This window comes from Spirillospora sp. NPDC048819 (genome assembly GCF_040650055.1).
Taxonomy (GTDB): Bacteria; Actinomycetota; Actinomycetes; order Streptosporangiales; family Streptosporangiaceae; genus Spirillospora.
Genome location: NZ_JBEZGN010000018.1, coordinates 1 through 26,058, shown reverse-complemented (window position 1 = coordinate 26,058; position 26,058 = coordinate 1). Strand labels below are relative to the sequence as shown.

The following is a 26,058-nucleotide window of genomic DNA, read 5'->3' as shown; positions in this document are numbered from 1 at the left end:
ATGAACCAGGCGCCCTCCATCGGCGCGGGCCGGGACCCCGCCGCGGCGGCCGTCCGGGCGTGGCTCACCGACGTCCTGCGTCCCCGGCTCTGCGCCGTGACGGGCGCGCCCGGCACCGGCAAGAGCCATCTGACGGCCTGGGCGGCGCTCGCCGACGCGGGCCCCGTCCGCGCCGTGCACGCCATGATCAGCGCGCGGGGCATGACCTCGCACACGCTGGCGTGGGCGCTGGCGGAGCAACTGTCGGTCGCGGGCGGCTCCCCCGAGGCCGTCGTCGCCGGCATCGCCGCGGACCGCCGCCCCGCCACCGTCGTGGTCGCCGAACTGGATGAGTCGGGCCCGTCCTGCGACGGCTCCGCCGCCCCCGCGATCATCACCGGGCTGCTGGACCCGCTGCTGGAGTTCCAGCACGTCCGGCTGCTCGTCGAAGGGCGCGCCGAGTTCCTCTCCGCGTTCACCGTCCCGGCCGAGGTCGTCCACCTGGACGATCCGGAACTGACCGACCGGGCCGCGTTCTCGGCGTGGCTGCGAGGCGCACCTCATGCCGAGGCCCTGTTCCCGAACGTGGGCATGGCCGAACTCACCGTGTCCGCGGGCGCGTCGGAGGACGTCCCCGAACGGTGGCTGGACCGCGTCCCACCCGACGCCGTACCCGCGCTTCAGGTGCTCGCGTCCGCGTACGGGCTCATCGACGGCGCGCTGTGGACAAGGCTCACGGCGGCGCTGACCGGTGACGCGGAACGGGCCCGCGCATCCGTCGGCCTCGCCGCACCACTCGTCACCCGCGTCGACGACTCCTTCCAGATCGGCTTGCGTCCGCTCCGGGAGGCGATCCTGGGCAAGCGGACACCGGAACTCCACGCGCAGATCGAGCACACGATCGGCCGCGCCCTCTACGAGCAGGTCCCGAAGGACGCCTCCGGCACCCCGCAGTGGGCCGGGGCCACCCCGTACGTCACCACGCACCTGCTACGCCACGCGGCCGTCACAGGCGTGGCGGAACGCCTGGTGGCGGACGCGGGTCAACTCGTCCACACCGACCCGCGAACCGCTACGGCGGTCCTCGAATCGCTGGACGACCCCGTCGTCTGGCCCGTCTGGCGAGCGGTCGGCCCCGGCCTCCTGACGACCCCGGGTCCCGCCGAACGCGCCGCCTTGCTGAGACTGTCGGCCCTGCTCCGCGCCGACGCCCCACTCGCAGACCGGTTCGCCGCGCACGCGTCCACCGCCTGGGAGCCCGGCTGGTTCAACGTCCGCGGCGAAGGGTGGACGGGCCCCGTCTCCGCACTCGCCCACCGCGACGACGCGCTCCTCGTCGCCGCCGCCGACGGCACCCTGCACACCCTCGACGCGGCGACCGGAACCCCGATCGGGCGCATCACCGGCGGCACACCCGAGATCTGGGGGCTGCTGTGGTTCGCGGACGGCACCGTCCTTCACCTGGACGCGCACCGCACCGTCCGGGCGAGCGCCGTCACCAAGTCCGAGAGCCGCGCCGACCGCATCAGCGGCCTGCTCAACCAGACGGTCGACAACGGCTCCGGGCAGGTCGGGGCGAGCACCGTCCGCGACACCCTCAAAACGTGGCAGGGACTGACAGCCGTGGGCACCGCCGGCCCCGGCCACCTCGTCGCCGGCGACACGTCAGGGCAGGTGCACGTGTGGGAGGCCACCGCCCCTGAGCAGGCCCTCGTCCAGCAGTTGCACGAAGGTCCGGTGACGGCGGTGACCGGGGTGCACGGCCGCAGCGGCCGCCTCAGCCTCATCAGCGGCGGCGCCGACGGCACCGTACGGCTGTGGACGGTCGGCGAACCCCCGGTGGACGAACCGCTCATCCGCCGCAACACGGGCGTCACCGCCGCGACCTTCGCACCGCTCCCGTCCGGCCCGGTCGCGGTCGTCGCCTGGACCGACGGCCACATGCGCATCTGGGACCTGCTGACCGGCGACGAACGCGTCATGAACCTGGGCCTCACCGTCAACGCCCTGGCCCTGACCCCCGAGGGCTTGCTGGCCATAGCGGGCCCCCACGGCACGGCGACGCTGCGCCTGCACCGTCCTACCGAGCCGGACCGCCCTTGATCTTCGACAGGGCGTCGTTGAGAGCCTGGTTGAACACGGCCATCTGACGCAGACCCTCGGTCTGGATCTCGTCGACCTGCTTGCCCAGCGCCGCGATGTCCACCGCGTCCCCCGCCGCCTCCGCGGCCTTGCCACGCAGATCACGGAGCGCCGCGTTCGCGGCCGTCACCAGGTGCGCGCCGAGTTCCTCAGGAGACATCCGCATGGCCCGCGGATTGATCTCCACGTCCTTGAGCCTCCCGCCGGAGGCCGCGGTCACCTTGACCCTGCCCTCGGCGGCCTCCCCGACCCCCTCGACAGGCTCCGCCTCCGCGCTTTCCGCCGCTTCGCCACCCCGGCGCATCGACTCGAGCGTCTTGCGCGCCTCGGCCAACATGCGCTCGAACTCGCCCGCCTCCACGGCCCACCTTCCCTGTTCGACACGTCCCACAGGAGCCTAACCGCCCCGCCCAGACGGCTGAGAGACTGGCGTAATGACGGAAGACCTCGGAACCCGCCTGACGGGGCACTTCGGCACTCTGCGGCACCTGGACACGACCGGGTTGCCGCTGCCCGACACGGCCCGCACCGCCCTGCAGGCCGGCCTCCCGGCACAGGTGGCCCCCTACTTCTCCGCCACCGATGACGAACCGCTCCCCCTGGGCGACTTCGCGGCCTCGATCGACGCACCGCACATTCCGCCGGACGCCGTGTCCTGGTGCCGTCTCGGAACCGACCAGGGCGCCGAGATCTGCGTCGACCCGTCCGGCACCGTCCAGGCCGTGTTCGTCGTGGCCGACATCGCGCCCTTGCACGTGAACGCCGACGTCCCGTCTTTTCTTGAGTCTCTCTTGGCTTTGGACAAGGCCATCCCCGTCCTCCGCGACCCCGGTCGGCAAGACCCAGTGAACGTGTTCCGGGACCTCCGCGCCCGCCTCCTTGAGGTGGACGCCACCGCTTTGGAGGACGACGAGTCCTGGTGGTCGCGCGTCCTGGAACTCATCCGGCACGCCCTGAGCTTCCCCGCCTCCGTCGCCTTCGAGATCGAGGAACCGGACGGCCGCAAACACATCGAAACCGAAGAGACGCAAGTAGGCGTCGAGCACCCCGAACACCTCCTCTGGGAACGCCTCTCGTCCCAAGGCGTCCGCCCCGAACAGGTCACCCGGGTCTACACCGAACTAGAGCCCTGCTTCATGCCGGGCAACTACTGCGCGATGTGGCTCAACCAGTTCACCAACGCCGAATTCACCTACAGCCACGACTACGGCGCCACCGCCGAAGAACGCGAAGCCGGCCTCCTGGAACTGATCGAACACGCCGCCACCCCCTGACGGCGTCACAACCCGGCACCCCCGGTCGCATCGATCACCCTCCCGGTGACCCACCGCGCATCCTCGGAGGCGAGGAACGCCACAACCCCGGCAATGTCCTCGGGCTGTCCGACCCGCCCCAGCGCGGCCAACGACGCGGCATAAGCCTCTGCCTCCGCGTTTCCCCGCAACCATCCCGCATTGGTGTCGGTGTCGACGATCCCGGGCGCAACCGAGTTGACCGTGATCCCCCGCGGCCCGAGCTCCTTGGCCAGGTTGAGGGTGAAGTTGTCCAGAGCACCCTTGGTGGCCCCATAGGCGATGATCTCCGGCATTGCCAGCCGGGCCACGCCACTGGAAATGTTGATGATCCGTCCCCCGTCCCGGAGCCGCTTCACCCCCTCCTGGACGATGAAGAACGGCGCCCGGATGTTCACCGCGAAAAGCTCGTCGAACTCGTCCTCCGTTAGCGAGCCCAAGTCAGAACTACGACCGATCGCCGCGTTGTTGACGATGACGTCAACTCCTTCGCGCCCCGAGTGCCGCTCGACCTCCGCGTCGAAAGCCGCCCACAGCGCAGCCGCGTCCCCATGCCTGCCCAGCTCGGCCTGAACCGGGAAGGCCCGGCCACCGTCCTGACGAATCCGCTCAACAACCTCGTCGGCGGCGTTCTTCTGGCGAGCGAACCCGACGGCCACCACGGCCCCGTCCCGCCCGAGCCGCTCGGCGATCCCCCGCCCGATCCCCCTGCTCCCGCCGGTGACCAGCGCAACCTTGCCGTCCAACGAACCCGCGCCCATGCTGGTCTCCTCATCTCTTGAGCGATCACTCAACAAAGACGGTAACACGATTTCTTGAGCGAGCGCTCTACAATGAGGCCATGGCACGAGGACGCCCACGCACCTTCGACCGCGACACGGCCCTGGCCCAGGCCACACGGCTGTTCTGGGAGCGCGGCTACGAAGCCACGTCCGTCGGCGAACTCACCGAGGCGATGAACATCAGGCCCGGCAGCCTCTACGCCGCCTTCGGCGACAAGAAATCCCTGTTCAAGGAGGTTGTTGAGGTCTACGGACGCTCCCCTGTAGGCGCGTTCATCGGCAAGGCCCTGGCCGAAGAACCCACCACCCACGCCGCCTTCACCCGCATCCTTCGCGAGGCCGCGGCGGCCTACCCCGATCCGTCGCACCCGGCCGGCTGCCTGATCATCAGCGCCGCCACCAACGTCACACCACAGGACGCCGAAGTGGCGACCTACCTACGCGACCTCCGCAACACCAACCTCGGCCTGTTCAAGACCCGCTTGAAGGCGGCACAGCAGCAAGGCGAACTCCCGCCCGACGCCGACCCCAACGCCCTGGCGCACTACTTCGGCGCGGTCATCCAAGGCATGTCCCAACAGGCCCGCGACGGCGCAACCGAACCCGCCCTACTCAAGGTCGCCGCCCTAGCCCTGAAAGCCTGGCCGCCTCCAGCCGCATAGCCGTCAACCAAGAGCATCAAGACGAACGGCAACCCGCTTCGCGAGCGCAACGACCTGCGCCTTTTCCTCTTCACCAGGCTCATCGTGGGTTCGAGCCGACACATCCACGACAACGTTCGAGATCCGGAACTTGGCATGAATATCGAAGACCTCAACGCGGGCCACAACGATGACGTACGTAGCCTTGTCCGTGGTCCGGTAGCCCTCTTCACCAATGCCGACGGACGTGATCGGAGAGCCGCGCCGCACGCGGTTGCCATGCCACTTCTTCAACGCTTCCGCCGCACGCTCCGGCCCGGTCTGACGCGTGGTCGCCTGCTTGGTCGCGGCGTGAATCCGCACCGTCCGGAAAGGGCGGTCCACTCCCGCCGGGACGCTGCTCCACTTGCACCCTGACGTAGCGGCATCGTCGGCAAGCCCGAGGAACCCTTCGGGCGTGGAGTCACCCGGCTCCCGCGCCCCATTGGAGACCAACGGCGCCAGCGTCGCCGCGTCGGGCATGATCTCGCAGGCGTCGACGTCCTCGAACCGCCCATCCGAGTTGAAGAGCCCCAGCCGCCACCCGACCACGGCACCGCACCCACCCAGAACCACAAGACAAGCAGGCAAAGCCGCAAGAACGACGTAACGAGGCCGTCTACCCAAACCCGCACCAACCACAACATCACCCTGACACAACGCGGCCACGAGACCACGCCCCGTCGGCAAACTCACCAAGGCAATGCACACCCGCCCCAGCAGCCCACCTTCCCCGCGACCAGCCGTCCGCCGCCACATTCCGCAGCCTGACGTCAGCGACGGATGGGGAGGATCGGCCAACACGAGCACCCCTCGTCCTCCACTTTCCAGGAGGACGAGGAGCGTTCTCGTTGTGCTCAGTGGCAGCGATCGGCCGTCCCGACGACGGCCATACATACCTTTACGCCACCCATGAGCCACCGGCTGTAGGACGGCCAGCAGCCCGTCCGGATCGCCACCAGGGCACGCTCGGCACGGTCGTCGCCCCAGACCCAGTCGGGGACGGGGTACAACGCGCGCTCACACGCCTGCTCCCATTCGCCGATCAGCCGGTCACGCGCGGCCTCCGCCTCGACGTAGACGGCCTGGATGAGCCCCCGGCGACTTGGCCAGCCATTCCGCCGTGCGGTCCGGTGGGCGATCGGGTGAGTTGAGGTCCAGTGAGTCGGTACGCCCGAGCCGCTCCCACTCCTGCCCGCTGCCCGACCACCGGTAGCAGTGGTAGTGCGTCGGCTCGACGTCCGGCCGCTTGGTGGTGTCGGGGGCGACCTGGTGACCTGTCATCAGGTGCTCTCCGGCGTGGCGCACTCCGGCGGGCAGCACGGCTTGCGCTCGCCGTGCCAGAACTCCAGGTCGACGCGGTAACCGGTCGCCTGCAGAGCCGGGATCGTGGATTCGAGCGTGTCGCCCGACAGGATCGCCTTGTCCTGGAACGGCACATGGTGGATGTACCGGCCGGCGTGCTCGTCGCAGAACGCGATGTATGCCTGGGACCGGAGCATGAACGCGTGCCACGCTGGGTCGACGGGCACGGTGGGGACGATCCGCACCCGGGGCCGTCCCTCCGCCCGAGCCCTGACGATGTTCGCCTGCGCCTTCAGGAAGACAAGGGCCTGACCCAACATCCGCTCGGCATAGCCACGAGTGACGTGGTGATAGCGGCGGACGTCCTCGACGAGGAGGTCGAACACCTCGGGCGGGACGAGATCGCGCGGGTCCTTGTCAGCCTGGGCCGCCCGTTCGCTGGTAATGGTCATCTGACACCTCCATCTGCGCGCCTCATCGGTGGTGCCGCTGCCTGGGGATGCGCGCCTCCCGCCCAGGTCCGCGGGTCTGGAGGGGCGGCGCGGCCGACGCGGGGGATGGCTCGGCGGCGCCGCCCTGGCTCTACCCGTCCACGAGACGCCGCGCAACATCCAGGCCGGGCTCGTCCAAGCCCGGAGGGGACCCACAGGCGACAGACCCCGCCGTCCGGCCCGACACGCCACCCCGGCTCCTCAAGGGCATACGCCGATCGACGGTGGCGCCGCTGTCGCCGTCGCCCCTCTCCGTCCGGCACATCAGTACCGCTCCCAGCGGATCTGAGCGATCTCCACCGCCAGCTGCCCGAAGGTCGCCGCCTCCAGCAGCGCCGGGAACGTGGGCACGTACGCCCAGCACCGGCGGGTCTTGGTGCCGTACCACGCCTTGACGCCGGGGAACCGGTCAGCGATCACAGCGGCCGCGCGAAGGGCGAGCTGCTCACGGGTCAGCGCCGGGCCGACGGCATACAGATCGACGCTGGTCACGTCGATGGCGCCGGTCACGACGGGTCCAGTGGATTCGCCGCGCTCAGCCCGTTCTGCTCGCACAGCAAGACCGCAAGGTCGTCGGACGTGTCCGCCCGCAGCCACGACACCAGCCCGGCGTTCACGTCGGCGAAGGTGAGCTGATCGCGGCGCGACGCCCACCATGCGCCGGTGTCGCTCACCCACACCCACCAGGTGGGGAAACGCTCTTCCAGAGCGGCGGCCGGATCGATCTCCACTGCCGTATCTCCACTGTCACAGCGCGTCATGCAACACAGCGTCATACTGAAGACGAGCGCGAACTATCAAAGCCGTTGCCACTCGGAGGGCCCATGGCCGAGACGGTCGGCGCGCGGATCGCGGAACTGCGGAAAGTCCGAGGCGTCACCCAACGCGGCCTCGCGGCCCGCGCGCACATCTCCTACAGCCTGATCACGAAGGTCGAGCAGGGACGAGTCCCGGCGTCACCGGCGCTCATCGGCGCCGTCGCCCGCGCCCTTCGAGTCGACGTGTCACGCATCACCGGCCAGCCCTACCAAGCGCCGGCCAGCCAGGTACGGGGCCTGGAAGCCGCCGTCGAGTCGATCCGCCGGGCCCTGCTCACCCACGACCTTCCGCCGGACGACGCTCCCCCGGCTCGTCCGGTCGACGACCTTCGCCGGGACGTGCAGGAGGCGTCACGGCTCAGCCGACAGACCAAGTACCTGCGGCTCGGCCAGATGCTCCCCCCGCTGCTGGAAGAGCTGTCGGTCGCCGTCCACAACGAGGACGACCCAGACCTGCACGCGTTGATGGCCGAGGCGTACGGGGGCGCGTCGGCGCTGGCGCACATGCTCGGCTACCAGGACATGCGCGCCACCGTCCTGGACCGCATCGAACGCGAAAGCCACCTGTGCCGAGATCCGCTCCGGGTCGCCCGCACCCAGTGGTCGCGTGGCGCGTCCCTCCTTGGCATCGGCGCCCACGGGCAGGGCCTGCGGCTGATGGAACGCACCCGCCGCGACATCGGCGACAACCCCGAGGCTATGGAGCCCGGGGCCCTGTCGATGTACGGGTCGCTGCACCTGCGGTCGTCTGTCCTGGCAGCTCGCGCCGGCAACGCGGACCTGGCCGACACGCACCTGGCGGAGGCGGCCCGTGCCGCGGACCTGCTGCCCAACCCGTCCGCGAATCTCTACGGGCTGGAGTTCGGGCCGTCCAATGTCGCGCTGCACGCACTGTCGGCGGCTGTGGAACTGGAGGACGGACCGAAGGCGATCGAGCGGGCGATGCCGCTGTACGAGCGGTTCCCTGCCGACGTGCCGCCGGTGCGGGCCGGGCATTTCTGGATCGAGGTGGCGCGGGGCTGGTTCTACTACGGCGACCGGCGCCGAGCCTTCGACGCCCTACGCCGCGCCCGTCGGGTGGCGCCGCAGCAGGCGCGCATCCACCCAATGGTGCGAGAGCTTGTCCAGACGATCGCAAGCGCAGAGGCCCGGCCATCGGAGCACCTGCGCGCATTCGCAGCCTGGCTCAGCCTGGACTGACCCGTACAGGGAGCACGAGAGTTGCGGAAGGTCACCAGGTGAGCGGCGAACCGAGCATGGAGGACGTACTGAACGCGGGTGGTCACAAGGACGCCACGTTCCACCTCGCGAGCACGAAGGTCATCGTCCTGACCGACGAGAGCGGGCAGACGTGGCTATGCCGCCGCGACGACGGCGTGGGCGACACGGCCGCCCCCATGGGTCGTGGTGAGGCGCTGGAGAAGTTCGCCGACGCGCTGGCCAAGGTTCTTGCAGCCGGTGACGTGACCCCTCGGCACCATGCCCGCGACACCTGCGGACGGCACCGGGAGTAAGCCCCACTCGCCGCTAAGCGCCGAAGTAAGAGTAGCTGCGAGCCTTCGCGTTATGGCTCGGCCTGGACTGAACCCGTCCGCCGATGCCCAGAACGGGTTGACCAGGCGTATGGCGGCACACAACAGTGGTGGCCGATCAGCACGGAGGATGGTGCAGTGAATTTGGTCGTCGGCCGATGCTGAGGCCCTCATTCAAAAGACGGCGAACGCCTACGGATACTCCCGGCAGGTGCGTTCAACGGTTATCCCCAGGGAAGCCCCCGCCCATACTCGGTGACACGGAAAGAGAGCGCAACGCTCCCTCCGGTCACTCTGCAACGGTCGAATGGCGCACCTCTGCCAGAACCGCATCCAAGAAGCCGTGGACGTTCCCTCCTCCGAGCACCAACTGACGGTCGAGCAGCCTGTTGCCGGTCTCGCACGAGGTCTCACTTACGAGGGAACAGCCATGGCAAGCTGACAGGTTCAGGTGAGACGAACCTTGCCTATCGCTCTCGATGCACACCGGGTCGTTCGAGCAGAAATCCGCGTCGTCCAGCGCAGAGACAAGCAGCGGGATCAGCTTCTTCGGCTGGCCCAGCCGAACCAGCCCGCCAAGTGTTCCCTGGGCGTCCCCTGCCGCGGTGTAAATCAGGATCCCGGCGGTCTTGTCCTTCCGGTCGGAGTTCGCGTAGATCCTTTCCTGTAGCGAGGCTGAGGCGTATCCGCTGGCGAACGCCAGCCTGCGGATGAGCAGGTGCGACAACGTGTGCAGAGCGATGTAACGCGGCTCGGGAACGTCGAGCCTGCTGGCCCACTGCGCCTCAGCGCGCCGCTTCATGAGAATCCCTGCACGCGCCTGGACGCCAGGTTGTACTTCCCACTGTGCGAGCTTGACCTCGTCGAACTTCAGGAAGATGCCCTCACCGAACAGCTCGATCGCGGGGTAGGTGGGAAACCTCCTCTGATCAGGTCCAAGGTCGGCGGAGATCAGGTCAGACTCTGCGCTGTAGCGCCTGAATCCCTGCAATGCACGCACCTCGCGCACCCGACGCACCTGTCCGACACCGGCGATGTGGCTGACGAGACTTTCCGGGCCTGAGGCCGCGTCCAGACTCCACCCATCGACGACGAAATCTCCCCCAGTACGGTCTCGTCCACCCTCGAGCTTCTTCACGAAGGCGGCCCACTCACCATCCTTGAGGTCGAGCAGCACCTCGTCAGCAGAGGCGTCACCCCCGGCCGCCACATCGCGGACGGTTTCTGGAGTCACGCCGAGTTCGTCGGCGATCCATCCTGCGACCATCTCCGCCTGTGGCCCACCGTTGTCCGCCACGAGCTTCTCGAAGTAGACGTGCCCGCGGATTTTGTCGATGGCCTCCGCAGACTGAGCGCGTTCCTCAGGGATGTCGAGCGCAGAAATCCGCTCGGCGATGTAGTTCCCCGTCGCTCCTCGCTGGACCGCCGCCAGATGGTGGTTGCATGGCTTCTTGGTAGCGCCCTCCGGCTCCCAGGGCTGACGGCCATCGCAACGGACGCCATCGCGGTGCAGGGCGTCCTTCGTCACAAGTTCCGACAATGACCGTGCACGCCCGCACCCGTAGCACTTGACTCGGAGGGAGGCCAAACCCTCACCTCGCTTGGACAGCCTCTCGAATCGGAGCTCCTTGTAGGCACGGCAGAAACGGACTGACTCGTCGATGGCCGCCTCACGGCCCCGGTGCGTCCACTTGAACCACGGGATGTCCTGGGCGTGACTACCCTTCTCACAAATTGCGATGTAGCGCATCGGGACGAGGAGCCCGCCGCACTCACAAGTGTTACTCCACTTACCCTTCTTCTTCCCGGTCAGCTTGGAGAGCTTGGAACACCTCTCGCAGAACCTCCAGGCGGGAAATCGCCAGTAGAGCAGGGCCGGTGTCTTCTTGCCCGCCCGGTCGGCGTGGGCAGGCGGCTGCCTCAAGACACCGGCACCTAGCCTGGCGAGGAGTCGCTCGCAGCTGATCTCAGGAGTGTGCTTCGTGTCCCACCACGAAGTGTCCGGCGCAATGAGCGACTCACCCCGGACGTCCACGACAGCCCCGACCCCGAAAGGCGTGATCGTTTCGGACAGCCGCAGGTCATGCCTGATCTTCTCCACGGTGCACCTCCTCCTGAGGTTCCTGGACGTCCACGGCCACGTTCGGTTCGACCGACCTCATCGAGTCGCCGACGAGCCAGCCTTCACCGGACTGTCCGAATCTCTTGACTAGCGCGGCGTCAACCTTTGGCAACCGCTCGTAGCACAACGCTTCGCCCGCTTCGCGGGCCAATCTCGCTCGGCGGTCCCAGTCACGCAGCAGAACCCAGGCCGACTCCCGCGTCTCGTCCGCTTCGATGTCGTCGGCTCGAGTCACATATCCGAGGAAGCGATCAACGAGGCTCGCGACCGCATCCTTGAGCTTCGCGTCCTCAAGGTCGAAACGTCCCGCTGCGTTGTTGTCGGCCAGTTCGGCGAAGGACTGCCGCACCAGTGCCACGAGCGCTCCGGCCAGCGAGCGCTCCCGCGATGCCAGGGACCAGGGCGTTACGCTCGTTGGCTCGACGCTGCGGTAGAGCGCCTCGTGGTATCCGCGGAAGGTCTCAAAGTGCGACCGATCCCGGGCACGGCTCGACCTGAAGAGCGTCACGACAATGCCCTTCGTATCGCCACGTCCGACACGGCTCGTCGCCTGAATGTACTCAGCGGTCGTCTTCGGCTGCCCGACCATGAGCATCAGGGCGAGCCTGGGGATGTCGATGCCCACGGAGAGCATGTTCGACGAAAGGACGACGTCGATCGCTTCAGAGGATTCGTCTACCCGAATCCGGAGCGCCCGGAGGTCGTTCGGGAGCTCCTCCGCTCCCCTCCGGCTAGTCAGCTCCAACACACGTCCTGCCCTGACCGGTCGCAACGGCAGTCCCAGACGTTCCGCGCGGGGCTCGAGTCGGCCCTGAACGTCGTCGACGACGAGCGTGCCGGTACGTCCGAGCTCCCGGAGGGAGTTGTGATACATGACCAGCGTCCAGTAGGCGTCTCTGCCTGCGACCGGTTCGCGCCTGGCGGCGGACAGGACCTCGGGCATCTCAACGAGCGGGGTCACCGCGGAGATGACAGCCGAGGGCTGGGACACCGACTGTGGCATGAGTCCGACGTAGAGTCGCCCTTCACCGTTCTCGACAGGTCGCGAGAAGAAGGTCCGGTCGTCGTCCAGCCCGGATGGCGGGTAGAGAGCGACCTTGCGACCGTAAAGCCCTTGAACCTGGTCATCCGAGGCACGGATGGTCGCGGTTGAGGCGACGATCTTGGGGCTGGTGCCGGTCCGGCTCAGCAGGAGCTGGATCACCGCGTCGAACACCGCGACGGTGGTACCCAACGGTCCGGACAGAAGATGCAGTTCGTCCTGGATGACCATGGAGGGCTGTTTAAACATGGTTTCCAGACCCAGAAGTTTCCCCGCCGCTGGCTTGAACTGGAGGCGAGCGAACTTGTCTACGGTCGCCAGCAGAATCGTGGGTGGCTCGTCGTACAGGACCTCATCAACTACGGCGAGCGGCAACTCATCGTTGAACCGGCACGAGCCGTCGAGGCAATGAAGGACGACGTCCTTGCCGACTTGGCGCATACCATAATCCTGTGGCTTCGCGCTCTTGGCCTTGGGAACCATGGGTGTCAGGCACCAGGGGCAGCTTTCCACCTGAAACTGGTTGGCCTCTTCGGGCCGTGCAGCCTTCCGCAACCGTTCGAGAGCCGCTCGCGCCTCTCCGCGTGTTCCGGGAGTGACCTCGTTGCCCACCCATAGACCGATCGTGAAGGGCGTCATTCCCCTTGCCCGAGGGTCGGTGGCGCGCAACAGTTCCATGGCGCAGACCAGCGCGGCCGCTCGCTGGAATTGCTGGGAGGTCAGGAGCCGAAGGGTGTACCTGGTGATCACAGCGGTCCCGCCGCCAGCCGTGCCATGGGTCAGCCGGCGGCGGAAGATCTCAATCGCAGCGAGGCCGAGATACGCCTCGGTCTTACCCCCACCGGTAGGGAACCAAATGAGATCGACAAGATCGCGGTCGGTGTGCTCATCGTCGACCGTGGAGGCGAGCGAGACGAGCAGGAAACCGAGTTGGAAGGGCCTCCAACGCGGTTCCTCCAAATCGGCCCCAGGAACGCTACGGTTGATCAAAGACTGACGCATCTGCAGACGCATCGCCGCCATGCCAAGCGAGAAGGCGGTACGAAGGCTTCCCTGAGCCGGATCGCGGAGCAATGCCACTCCCGCCCGCATCCGCTCGACTGCAACATGAGACCGGCTGGCGACTCTTCGAGCAACCTCCCTTTCGTCGGCGAACTCTTCGGCTCGCCGTCGTTGGTCGTCCGTCCATTCAGAGAACGCATCGACAAACGCGTCCAGGGATCGGAGCACGGGCTCGGAATTCGAATCCATCTGCAGGAGGTGAGCGAGCACCAACGCCTTCGCTTCGATGGCGCCTTCGGGAAAAGCCGTGGTCTCGACAGCGGGTACGACGAACGCCGGTACCGGATCGAGGAAGACCTCAGTGCAGCGGTCGCCCGTGAAGTCCCAGTCGGCAGCCATTCCGTGCCCGACCGCATAGACCTTCCGGTTCCTGTACCGGAGGCGGAGTTCCGCAGCTTCAGGATCACCGTCGAACGATCGAGTCGTGTCGTACTCCATGATCTGCGCACCCGCGGCGGACCTCACCGACAAGTGCACTTGGAAAAGCATCTGAGCGATGTCAAGGCGATCGTCTCCAGTGGACTCGGACATCACCCTGATGTGGACCGTGACCAAAGACTTTTCCCCGAAGTCGCGCCAACGCGACCCGATCTCGACGGGCACTTCACCCACCATTAGAGGAAGTGGCCCCTGGTCCTTCGTGAGCGTGAGCTCGCCGGGGCTGAACGGACTCCGACGCCACGCGGGCGGCCCGTCACCGGACGCCTGGGTGTACGTGCCGCACGAGAAGTGCACCTCAACCGAATCACCGTCGGTGACAAAGGAGATCGCAACTGACGATGGCCGCCAGTCCTCGGCCAACGGGACGGCGGCATCGTCCTCTTCGAGATCTCCCAAGGGCACATCCGTTGTGGCCTCGTCCTCCGGTCGGGCTTGATCTCCGCCGTGAGCCGCTGTAGCAGCGGGGAACAACATTCCGACGGCGTACTGCCGGTGCGGAAGGTTGCTCGTTACCTCTTCCTGCCCCCCGTCCGGCCCGACGTAGGCATCCCGGAGGTGCTGCAGCGCAGCACGCTGCGCCTCGGTGAGGTTCACTCTCTAACCTGCCTTCGGAGGAGTCCCTGGAGTCGCAGCTTGTCCTCCTTGGACGCGACGACATGGAGCGCGACCCGTGGTCTGGTGACGGCGACGTAGAACCCCGCGAGGCCGTGCTCGTCGTAGACCTCGGGCAAGTCGCAGGCGATCACATGCTCCGACTCGAGCCCCTTCGCGTAGCGCGGGCTTGTCACGGTGAAACCCGCAGCGCTTCGAACTGGGGCTGCCTCAGAGGAGACTCTGATGATCCAAATATCCTGGCGCCGGGCACCGTCAGCGACGAGCTCACGCGCCAAACCCTCTGCAGCCGCGACGTCCGCTCTAGCATCGGCCCACTTCCACTGCACCCGCTCCCCATTGACGATCCCAGGATCCCCGATATCAGCAGCCAGGTATTCCTGGACAACGTGGACGATCGCCCTGGTGTTGCGAACGTTGCGGCTGAGGTCGAGGAGAAGTGCCTCATCGGACACGAGCTCGTAAACGTCCGGGTCGAAAGATCCGTCGATGTGCGCCTGGTTGTTGGGGTCGAGGAACATCCGCCACCGACCACCCGCCCGCCCGCCCCTGATGACGGCGTCCAGTGCGTCCATCCCGTCAGCGTTCATAAGGTCCTGGGCCTCGTCAACGAGAAGGACGTCGTACTTCGTCCCGCCTTCGAGTTCTGCGAAGGGTCGCAGGTCGATCGGTCGGCCAGTGATGCGCGGGGCGAAGAAGTCGACCAGAGCCGGCGAGTGAAAGGTGATCAGAACGGACCGGCCCTCACCTGCCTCTTGTTTCGCAGCCTCGGCCAAGACGAGGGACTTCCCGGTGCCAGCCCCTCCAACCACCATCATGCGCTGGTTACGCGACAGCGCGGAGAGTACGCGCGCCTGGTCATCCGTCGCGCGGTTCTGCTCCTCGAGAACCGCTCCACGCTGAGCGTCGATCATGGGCATCCGCGTGAACTCACCGAACAGCCGCGCCCGCAGAACGTCGGAACGCGCGATCCTAACTCCGTACGGCGCGGTCTTCGCTCCATCTGCGACGGCCTTGAAGGCCGCGGTCATAGCCGCGATGCTCAACTCTTCCCTGGCCCACCAGTGGCTCCCCCTCCACTCGACCGCCGGTGGGGGAGCGTCGATGTCGGGCGTGATGACGACCGCCTCGCTCGCGTACCAGCCAACGCCTTCCTCGTGAAGAATCGCTTGCAACGCGTGCATTGCCGACCTGGCCTGCTGCATCGGTGACTCGCGAAGCCTCTTCCAGTCGCCGCGTCGGTCGACGGTGTACCAGCGGCCGTCGTGCTTGCGCACCCCTCCGCCCTTCACCTCCACCAGGACGACGACGTCCTCCCATAAGACGACGAAATCCGCTTCCGCCTGCTGCTTGGTCCCATGGCTTCGAAGCGCCACCGAAAAGAACGCTACGGCTCCCCCTGGAGCGTCGATCGCGCTTAGGACACGCGCGACACGGCGCTCAGCGTCACTCGTGGCCATCGTCTCGATGTCGGCAAGGTCTGGAACGAGGATCATGCGCCCCGCTCCAGCCAGAGTTCTTCGTATTCGCGATACCCGAGAAAGTCGTTGACCGCACCGAAGTTGTCGGCGATGTCGACGATCAGGCACTCCTCCTCGCCGCCGTTCTCAGGACCGCGAAGACCACGACCAGCCATTTGGATGTAAGCGCTCGGGCTGAACGTTGGGCGTGCGATGTAGAGGGCCCGGACACCGGGAGCGTCGAATCCCTGGATCAACAGATCACAGTTTGCAAGGACACGAATGTCCCCCGACTTAAAACGCTCGATAACATCACGGCGCTCCTGCCGACCTGTCTGTCCACTCACGGCAGCGGCGTCAACCTTGCGGTAACGCAGGGTCGCCGCAAGGACCTGTGCGGAGAGTACGTTCGGGGTGAAGACGAGGATCGGCCATCCGGGGTTCAGGTCCATGATGTGGTTCACGAGAACCTTCATGCGCGCTTGGTCTCGACCGATGCGATCAAGCACCTGCGGCTCAAGCTTTCGCTGCCTCCTGACGTGAGCCAGCTCGGCCGCATCCAGAGCAACTTCGATTCCCGGAAGCACCTCGTGCTGGACGTTAGCCAGCACACCGATTCGAGAGAGTTCCTGGTAGGCGTTACTCCCGTCGAAGGCCCGAATCTTGCGGTGGCCGAACCGTGCGGCCAGATCTTTCGTCTGTGCCCCGTCACCGGTTGAACCCTTGAATGGCGTTGCGGAGAGCCCGATAAGAGGCCTCTTCCAACTACGGCCGTCCACGCCGAGCCACTTGAGAATTCGTGTGTACCTCGAAGAACTTCCCGCCCGGTGAGCTTCGTCGACGATCACTGCGGACGCGTTGCTCAGCCACTCGTATTCCGCCTTGTCGACGATCATGTCCAGCTTGGCGTCCGTCGCGACGATAACGCTGAACTCGGTGTCTGGCTCATGGACTGACTTTGTATCCCAAAGCCTCCCGATGGTCAGCGGGCGCTCGTCACTGAGTCCGCGCCACACCATGCTCCAGGTCTGCACCGCCTGTTCGCAGAGCTCGGCGGACTGCGCGATCCACAGCACTGGTCCACGCAGGGTGTCGTTGATGAACAGCCGCAGGATCGTCTCTGTGGCCACCCGCGTCTTTCCTGCCCCGGTGGGGAGCTCGACCATGGCCTTAAGTGAGTTGCCGTTCGCCTCCTTAAGGGTCAGAACATCCTTTAGTCGACCTCTGATATCTTCTTGGAAGGCATGCAGAGGGTTCAACTTGATGGCTCCAGGGACGACGAACTCATCTTCTTGACGCTGATTACGTCGGCCAGCATATTTGGCGCCGAAGCCCATCTTTCGAAGCCAGGTGATAGTTGATTCCCCACCAGCCCAGTTCGTGGGAACGTCCGTATACCCCTCATCACGAAACTGGTCTGCGAGCCATCGAATGGAATCGCTCCCGTAAACGGTGAGGAAGAGCTCTGCGACAGAGGTCGTACCGTCTACCAGTTTCTGTGCTTTGAGTGCCGACCAGAGGCCTTTGGGCAGCGCTTCCCGAAGCGTGTCCGGCCCGAAGAACACTTCCAGGCGATCCGCATCGGTCATGGCTGCTCTAGCAGCCTGGCGTAGCTCCTCAAGGCGCTGGTCCAACCCCGCCTTCAGTACGTCACTGAGCTCAGCGTTGGACAAGTTCAGGTCGAACGCCTCGTTGACGATCTCCAGGGCTCTTCGTTCTTCAAGATCCGCCCGTACGACGAGCGCAAATCCTTTGAGGTGCCAGTCAAGCGACTGATCCTCCACACCGTCCTCGGTCGTCACACGTTTAACAAGATGCACCGCTCTCGCGACAGTGGCGTTCACCACCTTGTGCACGGCGTAGGTCGAGCGAAGCCCGGGGTACAGGTCAGATATTGGTTCAGCGTGCTGCTGTCCATCGATCAGCATTGAGAAGGAGAAGCTGTCCTCGAACCTGCGACATCCGACAGTCTCGACCAGGGTGGAAACTTCGTCGCCTTCTGCCCAGAGGTAGGGCTTCTGCCGGGCTGATAGGAAGCGCAGCTCTTCGTCTGTGGTCGCGAGGTAGACCGAATCCGGCGACCTTGACTCGACCCCCCGCCCTACTCGAGCCGGGATCCGCGACGGACGTCCCTGCGGGAACGCGATTCTGCTTGCCTCATGAACAAACGCCGTCAAAGTGCGGTCCTTGACACGAGACGGGAAGAGCTCTGCCTCAAGGGCTTCCCTTAGCACGTCATGCGGCACTTTGGCAAGCTCGGCGGGCAGGTTCAGCGCGTCCTCTACTTGCCGGGGCCCTCTGTAGAGAGGGAGTAGGTCTTCGAACTTGACGAGCGTCGCCGACACGACCTTACGCGGCGACCGGCGCCCCATAGTGGAGTTCAGCACACCCGCACGTTTTACCGCCCATCGGAGCGGGGAGTCGATCCCGTAGGTTTGACCCGAATCGAGTTCCTCCACGGTCCAGGACCGATCGCCGAGGCCCAGTAGTTGCGTCGTCCACATCTCCCGTGTCTGTTCCGGCGCGCCCGCATTCTGCAGCAAAATAAGTACCGAGAAGGGGCCAGGACCGGTGTTCTCGACGAACTCGATCCGCTCGACCGGCCCTCGTCGCAGGGCATTGAGAGAACTCATCGCCCACTGACGATAGTCGTCGAAAAAGATCTCGTCTTCGATCGAGTATTCCTTCACAGGGCCATGGACCACACCGGCGGCGTGAGCCACTTGTGGAACACACCGTTGCCGGTCCAGGAGTCGCCCACCAAACTCGTCCCCGAGTCCGTCGATATCCAGGACCTGCCTGGGCCACGACCATCCGCCATCACGCGTAGGGACCTTTACGTATCTATCATTGTCGTTCGACACTTCCCTTACTGCTTCTGGGATCGGGACTTTGATGACCGAATCCCAGAACTTCGCAAGATCCTCGTTTTCTGAGGCGGATGAGAGCTTGTTCAGACGTGCGCGGAAGATGGCGAGAGGGTTCATGTCGCTGAACCCCTGAGCGCGCAGATTCTTCTCGATTCCCGAGATTGCGAGGAAGTCCGCGGCCACGAAGTTAGCACCCTCGATGTCGACGTCGTCGAACCGCCTCAGGAAGACATCGCTCCAATCCTTCAGGGAGCGCATTCCACGCATGGTCGGGATTACCCTCGCGGTCTCGATGTCTTTGAGCCCGCGGTGTTGGAGGACGAAAACGAACGCCCTTGCAGCTGACGTAGGATCCGTGCCCTCGGCCCACTCGCGCAACCAGGTTAGGAGGCCGCGCCTGGGCATCATCTCAAGCGCTCGCTTCTCGTCCCGGGTACTGACCTCCAGGCTGTCAGATTCGACACTGAAGACACAGAGTTGCCGCAGGCGAGCAACTCTCTGCTGGTTCGCATAGCAGCGCCAGTGCGGGACGTTGTTCCCTGTGTTGGAGGAGCTGATCCAGTCCTTGTGGTCCTCCTCCGACACGCCGCTGATCATGAAGTCGAGCGGGCGAAGGTCTCCTGCGGTCTTGAGCCTGCCCCTCGCGTCGGGAACGATCTCGAGCTTCGCTGCGGTCTTTGGCACGTGTGAGCAGAGGATGTCATCTCCGAACGAGAGCACCTCACGGCCTCGGGCGGGCATGTACTCGAGATGAGCACCAGGGTCATCAGCTGATGCGACCTGGGGCAGCATCCCTACGAACATCTCGGAGAGAGTCGTCAGAATCTCTCGGTTGTAATTGTTCTCGAGCAGAGTCGTTCGGTCGTCATTGACGCTCCACGGAGCGTTGAACAGGGCCGAAGCAGAGGTCTTGTCCTGGAGCGGGAAGTAGGACCAGAATTCACCGATTCTTAGCCTTGTGTTGCGAGCCGGCATCGCTACGGTGACCTTAACCTGGTCACGGGAGACCGCTTCTCCAACCTCGGCTCGAGCTTCGTCGGTCGGAGAATGCATCCGGTTCTCCACGGCCCACTCGTCGCCGGTCCCGTCCGGGCGCTCGATCCGGAAGCGACCACCGCCGAGGTCCCGTGAGATGTGACTCGTGCTGAACTCCTCCTCGGCATCGATCACCCGGAGCCGAACCTCACGCACGTCGGTGACGAACAGGAGCAACTCCGACCTAAAGTCATGGATTTCCTGTTTCAGGCGGGCCAGATTGGAGGCTCGAGGCAGCCTTACGACGGTCACCGCCCATTCGGCCAAACCAGACAGCACCGGATCTTCTTCAAAAGCTGGTTCGGCATCGATCAACGTGGCGGTCCGCAGTACAGGAAGCCTCTTCACGGGCGCTCCGACAGCTGCGATCGCAGTCTTCGAATGGTCCGAATTGAACTCGAAGGAGACCGAACGGCTGAATACTTGGGGAGTATCGGTCACCGCAAGAACCGACTTGAAGCCCAGGCCGAAGCGTCCGATCTCGTCGCCACGCTTGCCGCTAAGGTGAGCATGAGTGATCGCCGTCAAGCCGCTTTTCGAGAACGGGCGTCCGGCATTGGCGCAGTACAAAGTCGCGGACCGCATGTCGAGAACGATCTCCACTTGGCCGGTACCAAGATGGTCCGGACCCCCGCCGGACAGTGCATCTGCCGCGTTCTGTACCAACTCCAGAAGCGTCCGATTCGCGTACCCGCCTACCCGGATCGACTCTTCATGGTTCGCATGTTCGGTGATGAGATTGGGATTCGCCTGGTATGACGCGATCGCTCGATGGAACTGTTCCTCGACCTCTTGCGTAAGTCCGTGATCCGGTGTCCATTCTTGCCGCGCCGCCATTACGACCCCATGCTTTCGTGTCTCGTCCCGAAGGCCGCCGCTTGCCAACATCCGGGGACCCTGGTCAACATCACAGCCGCAGTACGCCTCATCGCGCGCAGACTTCGCGGTCGGTGTCGTGTCCCACCTTGCCTCCCCTATCCGCCTCGGACGGCGGACTCGTCATGTCGGTCATCGACGCCCCTCATGGCGGGACGGTGATGAGCCGCCTGAGGTTTACCTGCGCACGCCAACGATTTGGGATCCGCCACGTACGACCGATTGTCGGTCAAGTCGGTTCACAGCGCCATGGGTTCATCGTCCTGTCTTCAATCCGACCAGAGTCCCAGGACGCACGGGCACAGGGTGGCGAGCGAGTCGCCACCGGCCACCAGCGTCGGATTCACCACCGTCATCCCTCACTCGGTTCGGAGAGCCTCCGAGGCTGGTGGTGCAGTGAACGTCGCGACAACTCGTCTTCAGTCCAGACGGCCACGCTGTCGAGGCGTCATGGGTATGATCTGACCCCGCTCGGGCATCAGAGTGGATCTTGACTGATGCGAGCAGTAGCCTGCGAACGTGGGTTCGATGTGACGAGCGGGGGTTAGGCAGAAGGTGTCCGATCAGCCTGATGAGTCGACGGCCTCCCCTTTGGGCGTGATCGATCTGTTCGCCGGGTGCGGCGGCCTCTCCGAGGGATTTCGCTCAACGAACCTGTACCGACCGATGGCTGCCGTCGAGGTGGACCTCTTCGCCGCAGCGACCTACGCGGCGAATTTTGGGGAGGACCACGTTCACTACGGAGACATCGCGGACTGGGTGAAGGGGGATCTGCCCGACGCTGACGTGGTGGTGGGCGGACCGCCCTGCCAGGGCTTTTCGAACCTCGGCGCCAAACGCGAGGACGATGAGCGCAACGAACTCTGGGAGCGATACGTCGACACTCTGGTAAAGGTGCGACCAAAAGCCTTTCTACTGGAGAACGTCGACAGATTTCTGAGGACTCGCCAGTTCCGAGAGCTCGTTTCACAGTTCGAGAATAACGGCGAGCTGGCCGACTATAACTATGACGTAAAAGTTCTCAAGGCCACCGATTTGGGGTCGCCTCAACTACGTAGGCGAGCGATCGTCATCGGCACTCGTAAAGATTTTGATAAGATCCCTATTCCGTCGACTGAGGTCTCTGTGGCAGCGTGGAAAACCGTAAAACACGCCCTGGGCGACCTCGAGCCCAGGATCCCACAGGGCCGCGTCGATCTTCCGAAGGAGCGCGAGTACTCCGTCTTCGGCAGGACCGTTCCCGGCGTGTACACAGCCGCCGATCTGCACATCACCAGGAACTATACCGAGTTGTCCCAGCAACGGTTCAGCGCCATACCAACTGGTGGAAATCGGTTCGACCTGCCCGAGCAACTCAAGGCTCCGTGCTGGAAAAAGCACACAACCGGGTCCGGGGACGTTATGGGCAGACTGGTCTGGAGTAAGCCCTCCGTGACGATCCGGACCGAGTTCTTCAAGCCGGAGAAGGGGCGCTATCTGCACCCCGACGAAAACCGTGCCCTATCTCATCTGGAAGCCGCCCGCCTACAAGGGTTTCCAGATAACTTCAAGTGGTGTGGGACCAAGCTTGAGATCGCGCGTCAGATTGGCAATGCAGTGCCCGTCGAGCTAGCCGCAGCTCTGGCACGGCACATCGCTGCGTGTCTCCGGAGCACCTGAGAATGCTTTAACCCGCCGGAGGCATCCGTTTTCCCCTAACATAGGGATGTGACCGTCGAGCGACCGAGCCGAGCGTCCAGCCCGGGCGTACGGCAAAGCATGCGGTCCAACAAGAGCCGCGACACGAAGCCCGAGTTGAAGCTCCGCCGGGCTGTACACGCGCTCGGGCTACGTTATCGAGTGTCAGTTCGACCACTGCCGTCGTTCAGGAGAACGGCGGACATGGTCTTCACTCGTTCGAAGGTAGCGATCTTTCTCGACGGCTGCTTCTGGCATGGTTGCCCCGCCCATCACACCAAGTCCGTGACCAACGCGGAGTACTGGGCCGAGAAGGTACGGCGCAACCGCGAACGGGACAGGGAGACCGATCGCCGTCTCGCTGAAGAGGGATGGCTCGTCATCCGTGTGTGGGAACACGAGGACCCGCTCCTTGCTGCGGAGCACATCGCGAAGACCGTACGGGCTCGTAGGCCCTGATCGTCGGGCGGCTCAAGGGCGCAAGATCCTCCGGGCTGTTGGAGCGCTTCGGCAGGCGGGTTCGTCGACCAACTGGTGATGCGTTCGTCGATACCCAGGATTAGCTCGTCTGTCGGGCCCCGGCCGGAGTCTGGCTATGCATGTCCCAGTCGGGTCAGGGCCAAGAGCCAGAGGGAAGGCCGCGAAGCCGCCGGCTACGCTCGTGCGACTCGTGGGTCCGGACGTAATCAATCGTCTAGGCGGACCAGCTCACCGTGTTCCAGGTAGGTGGTGGCGTCACGTTGGCCAGCGTTAGCGTGGAGGAGCCAGCGGGCCAGGCGGGCGATGGCCTGATCGTGGATCTGGGCGATGTTGTGGATGTGGTAGCGCACAAGCTCGCGGTGTCGAGGCGGATGGCCGTGATCGGAAGGGCGAGTGGCGCCATCGAACAATAGAACCCAGTCGTCTTCAGCTTCGTTGGGGGCCCGTGACTAGAGTGGGCCCCATCTTGGGTTGGATGCCCAGATCCTCGGCGATCTCCCCGTACAGCGACCTGGTAGGACGTCTCTTCGTGCTCGACGTAGCGGCCGGGGACGTCAAGGTAGTCCCTCGTGGAGAAGCTCGACCGAGATGACGTGGTCGTGGCCGTTTAAGAACAGCACACTTGCCGCCACACGGGAGCAGGTGAAGTTCCTTTCATGCCGCGGAACGGGGACTTTCCAATGGCCTTCGCGATGGGTCGCTATCGATTAGCCCACTGACTCTCTTCGAGGTGGTGGATGAGGGTTTCGGTGGCGTCGTGTAGGTCGATCATGGGGCGGCGGTGGCGGGTGCCGGTGGGGGTGGTGTAGCTGAGGTGGCCGGGCTCGATCCAGATGTTCGTCTCCTCGTTGCGGCCCAGGGGGATGGTGACAAGGGAGACGCCTCGGCCGTGGCGGTGGGTGACGTTTGTGACTCCGCGTGCGGTGAGTATTGCGGCCAGGTGGCGGGCCGCGAGCATGGGTGGGGCGGTCGTGCGGGCGTTGGGCCATGGGCCGGAGAGTGGGAAGGCGCTCCAGACTGCTTTGCCTGGCACGCCTTGGGTGCATATCGAGCGTGTTGGGTGAGCGCCCCATGCCTCGGCGAGCATGCCGACGATTCCGATGCCCCTGCCGTGGTCGTCCAGGAGGTCGCGGGGCGTGGTGTCCGGCCAGGACGTACGGCAGGTGTCGAAGACCGTCAGCACCAGTTGCGGCGTTGGAGTCGCTCGGGCCCACACCCATAGTTCGGGTGGGGCGGTCAGGGTTTCGGGGCCAGCGTTGAGGCCGTGGTGGAGGGCGTTGGTGGCCAACTCGCTGGCCGCCAGGATCGCGTCGTCGGCTGTGTCACGGTCCAGACCGAGGGTCGTCATGGCGATGCTCAGGAGGGAGCGGGCGACCGAGGCGCAGCTTGCGTCGGTGGGGAGGCGCCACGCGCACATCCCTCCCAATGCTATGTCGCGGGCATGACCGACGGAAATATGTCCGGACTGCACTTTCTGTGGCATTTCGAAACCCTCCTTGCAGGACAGAAGTTCCTTCTTCCGGCCACAGGGTGCGCCTTTCGACCTAGGCTTGTCAGAGTTGTTCGCAACTCCTGCAACTGCGGGAAATTCGGAGGTGCATGATGTCGCATCGCCCATCACCGGACCCGAAGTCTTCGATGTGGGCGCTCATCGCCTACTACCTGCGCTTCTGCCGATTGCAGCGCAAGCTCACGGGTGACCTGATGGGCGAGATCCTGGGGTGCTCGAAGTCCACAGTTTCCCGACTGGAGACCGGCGCCTTGCAGCTGACCCCGGAGCAGGCCGCGATTCTTGATCGCGCTTGGGACACGGGCGGAATCTTCGGCTTTCTCGTCTGGTATGCCACTCTTGGCCACGATCCGGACTGGTTTAGGCAATACGTCGATCTCGAGTGCCGGGCGTCCGTCATCAAGACCTGGCAGGTCGACCTCGTCCCCGGACTGCTTCAGACCCCGGACTACGCCAGGACTTGCCTCACTGCGGGCAACGTCAAGGACGTAGAGGAGGCGCTTGACAAGCGTCTATCCCGTCAGGCGATTCTGGACGAGGCAGACGCCCCGATGCTGTGGTTCCTGATCTCGGAGACTCTGCTTGAACTGCCGTGTGGTGGACCGGAGGTCATGAGGGCGCAACTCGCCCATATTCTTGAGCTTTCACACCGTCCAAATGTGGGCGTGCGAGTGGTCCCTAAATCTGTCGGCGCTCATCCTGGTCTGGATGGACCCTTCATGCTGATGACGCTGGCCGAACCGCACATGGAGGTCGCATATGTCGAAGCCCCGGGCGGAGGTCGGCTGGCTTCGAGTGCCGCCGAAGTAGCATCATATGCACTACGTTATGACCAGATCGGACAGCATGCGCTGCCCGAGATGCTATCCCGAGACTTGATCAGGAAGATCATGGAGGCCATGCAATGAACCCCGTATGGCGTAAGAGCAGAAAGAGCACCACCCAGGGTGGCGAGTGTGTCGAGGTTGCCGCGCTCTCGAACGTCATCGGCGTGAGGGACAGCAAGAACCCCCAGGGAGGCCACCTCTCCCTCTCGCGCGAGAACTTCGCGACCCTCGTCCAGCGGATCAGAAATCTGGCCTGAGAAGCAGCGCAGAGTGGCGATGATGTCGACTCCCGGAACAGCCGTCCGCGCTGCTGCCCGCTGGCAAGCTGCGGGCGCTGCCACGCCGGGAGCGAGTCGACCATGACGACGTCCGCCACAGCGAACTTCCGCTGGTGAATGCCCCGTTCTGGGGCGGACGCGAAGACTCGTCTCCAGGGCCGCCGTACGTGTGCACCGTCCCCTTACGATCAGCTCATGACGGCAGTCGATGACTTCATGGCCGAGCTGGACCATCCGCTCAAGTCCGAGGTGCAGGAGACCCGCGACATCATCAAGGGCGTTAACCCGGGCATCACCGAGCAGATCAAGTGGAATGCGCCGACCTTCAGTTTCGACGGCGGCTACCTCGTGACCTTCAACCTCCGCGCCACCGACCGCGTCCACCTCGTCTTCCACGACCCCGAGGTCGTGAACATCAGCAGCGCGCTTCTGGAGGGCAGTATGCCCGGCAGGCGCATGACCTACTTCGCCGACATGAGTGAAGTCACGGCCGGCCGCACGGCACTGGAAGACGTCATCCGCCAGCTGGTGAGCCTCCACGCCTGAAGCCCCCGCACCCTCCGGCCGCGCCCTGGGTCCCGCCGGCCCGAGGGTGCCGGGGCCGCTACGTCAGGCATTGGGGAACATGCAGCGCGCCGACCGACTACACCGAGTGGATCTCCTGGACCGAGATCGCCCCGCCGGAGCGGATCGCGATGCTGCACGGTGAGTCCCGCGGCGACCCGAACGCCTTCGAGTCGGTCCT

22 protein-coding genes are annotated in these 26,058 nt (G+C 65.1%); 10 read left to right on the top strand and 12 right to left on the bottom strand.

Annotation, left to right across the window (positions count from 1 at the left end; all coding sequences use genetic code 11):
* A complete protein-coding gene (locus tag AB0C35_RS23445; protein ID WP_358459225.1) occupies window positions 1–2,082 on the top strand; it encodes a hypothetical protein in 2,082 nt (693 codons plus the stop codon).
* Here the strand turns inward: AB0C35_RS23445 and AB0C35_RS23440 are convergent.
* On the bottom strand, window positions 2,060–2,482 hold the full coding sequence (locus tag AB0C35_RS23440; RefSeq protein ID WP_358459223.1) for a YbaB/EbfC family nucleoid-associated protein: 423 nt from the start codon (window positions 2,480–2,482) through the stop codon (window positions 2,060–2,062). The genes AB0C35_RS23445 and AB0C35_RS23440 overlap by 23 nt on opposite strands.
* 73 nt (window positions 2,483–2,555) lie before the next feature.
* Here AB0C35_RS23440 and AB0C35_RS23435 point away from each other — a divergent pair, with 73 nt between their 5' ends.
* Entirely contained in the window at window positions 2,556–3,395 is an 840-nt protein-coding gene (locus tag AB0C35_RS23435) for an SUKH-4 family immunity protein (protein WP_358459221.1), read from the top strand.
* Between the two features lie 5 nt (window positions 3,396–3,400).
* On the opposite strand, the gene AB0C35_RS23430 is transcribed toward AB0C35_RS23435, so the two are convergent.
* Complete coding sequence (locus AB0C35_RS23430; RefSeq protein WP_358459219.1) at window positions 3,401–4,174, bottom strand: SDR family oxidoreductase; 774 nt, start codon at window positions 4,172–4,174, stop codon at window positions 3,401–3,403.
* An 80-nt stretch (window positions 4,175–4,254) separates the two neighbouring features.
* Here AB0C35_RS23430 and AB0C35_RS23425 point away from each other — a divergent pair, with 80 nt between their 5' ends.
* Window positions 4,255–4,857 carry a TetR/AcrR family transcriptional regulator gene (locus AB0C35_RS23425; RefSeq protein ID WP_358459217.1) on the top strand — a complete coding sequence of 201 codons (603 nt, stop codon included), beginning with the start codon at window positions 4,255–4,257 and terminating at the stop codon, window positions 4,855–4,857.
* 3 nt (window positions 4,858–4,860) lie between these two features.
* Here the strand turns inward: AB0C35_RS23425 and AB0C35_RS23420 are convergent, their stop codons facing one another.
* The 5 genes from AB0C35_RS23420 to AB0C35_RS23400 form a co-directional block, all read right to left on the bottom strand.
* Entirely contained in the window at window positions 4,861–5,427 is a 567-nt protein-coding gene (locus tag AB0C35_RS23420; protein WP_358459215.1) for a hypothetical protein, read from the bottom strand.
* 501 nt (window positions 5,428–5,928) lie between these two features.
* Window positions 5,929–6,159: a hypothetical protein gene (locus tag AB0C35_RS23415; RefSeq protein ID WP_358459213.1), complete on the bottom strand. Its 231-nt coding sequence runs from the start codon at window positions 6,157–6,159 to the stop codon at window positions 5,929–5,931.
* Window positions 6,159–6,632 carry a hypothetical protein gene (locus tag AB0C35_RS23410; RefSeq protein ID WP_358459211.1) on the bottom strand — a complete coding sequence of 158 codons (474 nt, stop codon included), beginning with the start codon at window positions 6,630–6,632 and terminating at the stop codon, window positions 6,159–6,161. The genes AB0C35_RS23415 and AB0C35_RS23410 overlap by 1 nt, the downstream gene beginning before the upstream one ends.
* A 303-nt stretch (window positions 6,633–6,935) precedes the next feature.
* Complete coding sequence (locus AB0C35_RS23405; RefSeq protein WP_358459209.1) at window positions 6,936–7,181, bottom strand: hypothetical protein; 246 nt, start codon at window positions 7,179–7,181, stop codon at window positions 6,936–6,938.
* Window positions 7,178–7,402: a hypothetical protein gene (locus AB0C35_RS23400; protein ID WP_358459207.1), complete on the bottom strand. Its 225-nt coding sequence runs from the start codon at window positions 7,400–7,402 to the stop codon at window positions 7,178–7,180. Before AB0C35_RS23400 ends, AB0C35_RS23405 begins: the two co-directional genes overlap by 4 nt.
* 93 nt (window positions 7,403–7,495) lie before the next feature.
* On the opposite strand from AB0C35_RS23400, the gene AB0C35_RS23395 reads away from it, so the two are divergent.
* Complete coding sequence (locus tag AB0C35_RS23395) at window positions 7,496–8,689, top strand: helix-turn-helix transcriptional regulator (protein WP_358459205.1); 1,194 nt, start codon at window positions 7,496–7,498, stop codon at window positions 8,687–8,689.
* A 38-nt stretch (window positions 8,690–8,727) separates the two neighbouring features.
* A complete protein-coding gene (locus tag AB0C35_RS23390; RefSeq protein WP_358459203.1) occupies window positions 8,728–9,003 on the top strand; it encodes a hypothetical protein in 276 nt (91 codons plus the stop codon).
* 307 nt (window positions 9,004–9,310) lie between these two features.
* Here AB0C35_RS23390 and AB0C35_RS23385 read toward each other — a convergent pair whose 3' ends face one another.
* From AB0C35_RS23385 to AB0C35_RS23370, 4 genes are read right to left on the bottom strand one after another with little or no spacing between them, the layout of a single operon-like run.
* On the bottom strand, window positions 9,311–11,122 hold the full coding sequence (locus AB0C35_RS23385) for a DUF1998 domain-containing protein (protein ID WP_358459201.1): 1,812 nt from the start codon (window positions 11,120–11,122) through the stop codon (window positions 9,311–9,313).
* Complete coding sequence (locus tag AB0C35_RS23380; RefSeq protein WP_358459199.1) at window positions 11,103–14,282, bottom strand: helicase-related protein; 3,180 nt, start codon at window positions 14,280–14,282, stop codon at window positions 11,103–11,105. Before AB0C35_RS23380 ends, AB0C35_RS23385 begins: the two co-directional genes overlap by 20 nt.
* A complete protein-coding gene (locus AB0C35_RS23375) occupies window positions 14,279–15,796 on the bottom strand; it encodes an NERD domain-containing protein (RefSeq protein ID WP_358459197.1) in 1,518 nt (505 codons plus the stop codon). The genes AB0C35_RS23380 and AB0C35_RS23375 overlap by 4 nt, the downstream gene beginning before the upstream one ends.
* Window positions 15,793–20,268 (bottom strand): DEAD/DEAH box helicase, encoded by a 4,476-nt coding sequence (locus tag AB0C35_RS23370; RefSeq protein WP_358459195.1) that lies wholly within the window; start codon window positions 20,266–20,268, stop codon window positions 15,793–15,795. Before AB0C35_RS23370 ends, AB0C35_RS23375 begins: the two co-directional genes overlap by 4 nt.
* An 870-nt stretch (window positions 20,269–21,138) precedes the next feature.
* Between AB0C35_RS23370 and dcm the strand changes: the two genes are divergently transcribed.
* A complete protein-coding gene (gene dcm, locus AB0C35_RS23365) occupies window positions 21,139–22,200 on the top strand; it encodes a DNA (cytosine-5-)-methyltransferase (RefSeq protein ID WP_358459193.1) in 1,062 nt (353 codons plus the stop codon).
* Window positions 22,201–22,248: 48 nt separating this feature from the next.
* Complete coding sequence (locus AB0C35_RS23360; RefSeq protein ID WP_358459191.1) at window positions 22,249–22,677, top strand: very short patch repair endonuclease; 429 nt, start codon at window positions 22,249–22,251, stop codon at window positions 22,675–22,677.
* Window positions 22,678–23,398: 721 nt separating this feature from the next.
* On the opposite strand, the gene AB0C35_RS23355 is transcribed toward AB0C35_RS23360, so the two are convergent.
* Window positions 23,399–24,115 (bottom strand): ATP-binding protein, encoded by a 717-nt coding sequence (locus AB0C35_RS23355; RefSeq protein WP_358459189.1) that lies wholly within the window; start codon window positions 24,113–24,115, stop codon window positions 23,399–23,401.
* Window positions 24,116–24,336: 221 nt separating this feature from the next.
* Here AB0C35_RS23355 and AB0C35_RS23350 point away from each other — a divergent pair, with 221 nt between their 5' ends.
* The 3 genes from AB0C35_RS23350 (at window position 24,337) to AB0C35_RS23340 (ending at window position 25,859) form a co-directional block, all read left to right on the top strand.
* Window positions 24,337–25,116, top strand: a complete 780-nt coding sequence (locus AB0C35_RS23350) for a helix-turn-helix transcriptional regulator (protein ID WP_358459187.1) — start codon at window positions 24,337–24,339, stop codon at window positions 25,114–25,116.
* The gene (locus tag AB0C35_RS23345; RefSeq protein ID WP_358459185.1) at window positions 25,113–25,292 is read left to right on the top strand and encodes a DUF397 domain-containing protein; all 180 of its coding nucleotides are present in this window, start codon (window positions 25,113–25,115) and stop codon (window positions 25,290–25,292) included. The genes AB0C35_RS23350 and AB0C35_RS23345 overlap by 4 nt, the downstream gene beginning before the upstream one ends.
* Window positions 25,293–25,508: 216 nt before the next feature.
* Window positions 25,509–25,859 (top strand): DUF1801 domain-containing protein, encoded by a 351-nt coding sequence (locus AB0C35_RS23340; protein ID WP_358459183.1) that lies wholly within the window; start codon window positions 25,509–25,511, stop codon window positions 25,857–25,859.
* Window positions 25,860–26,058: the final 199 nt, after the last annotated feature.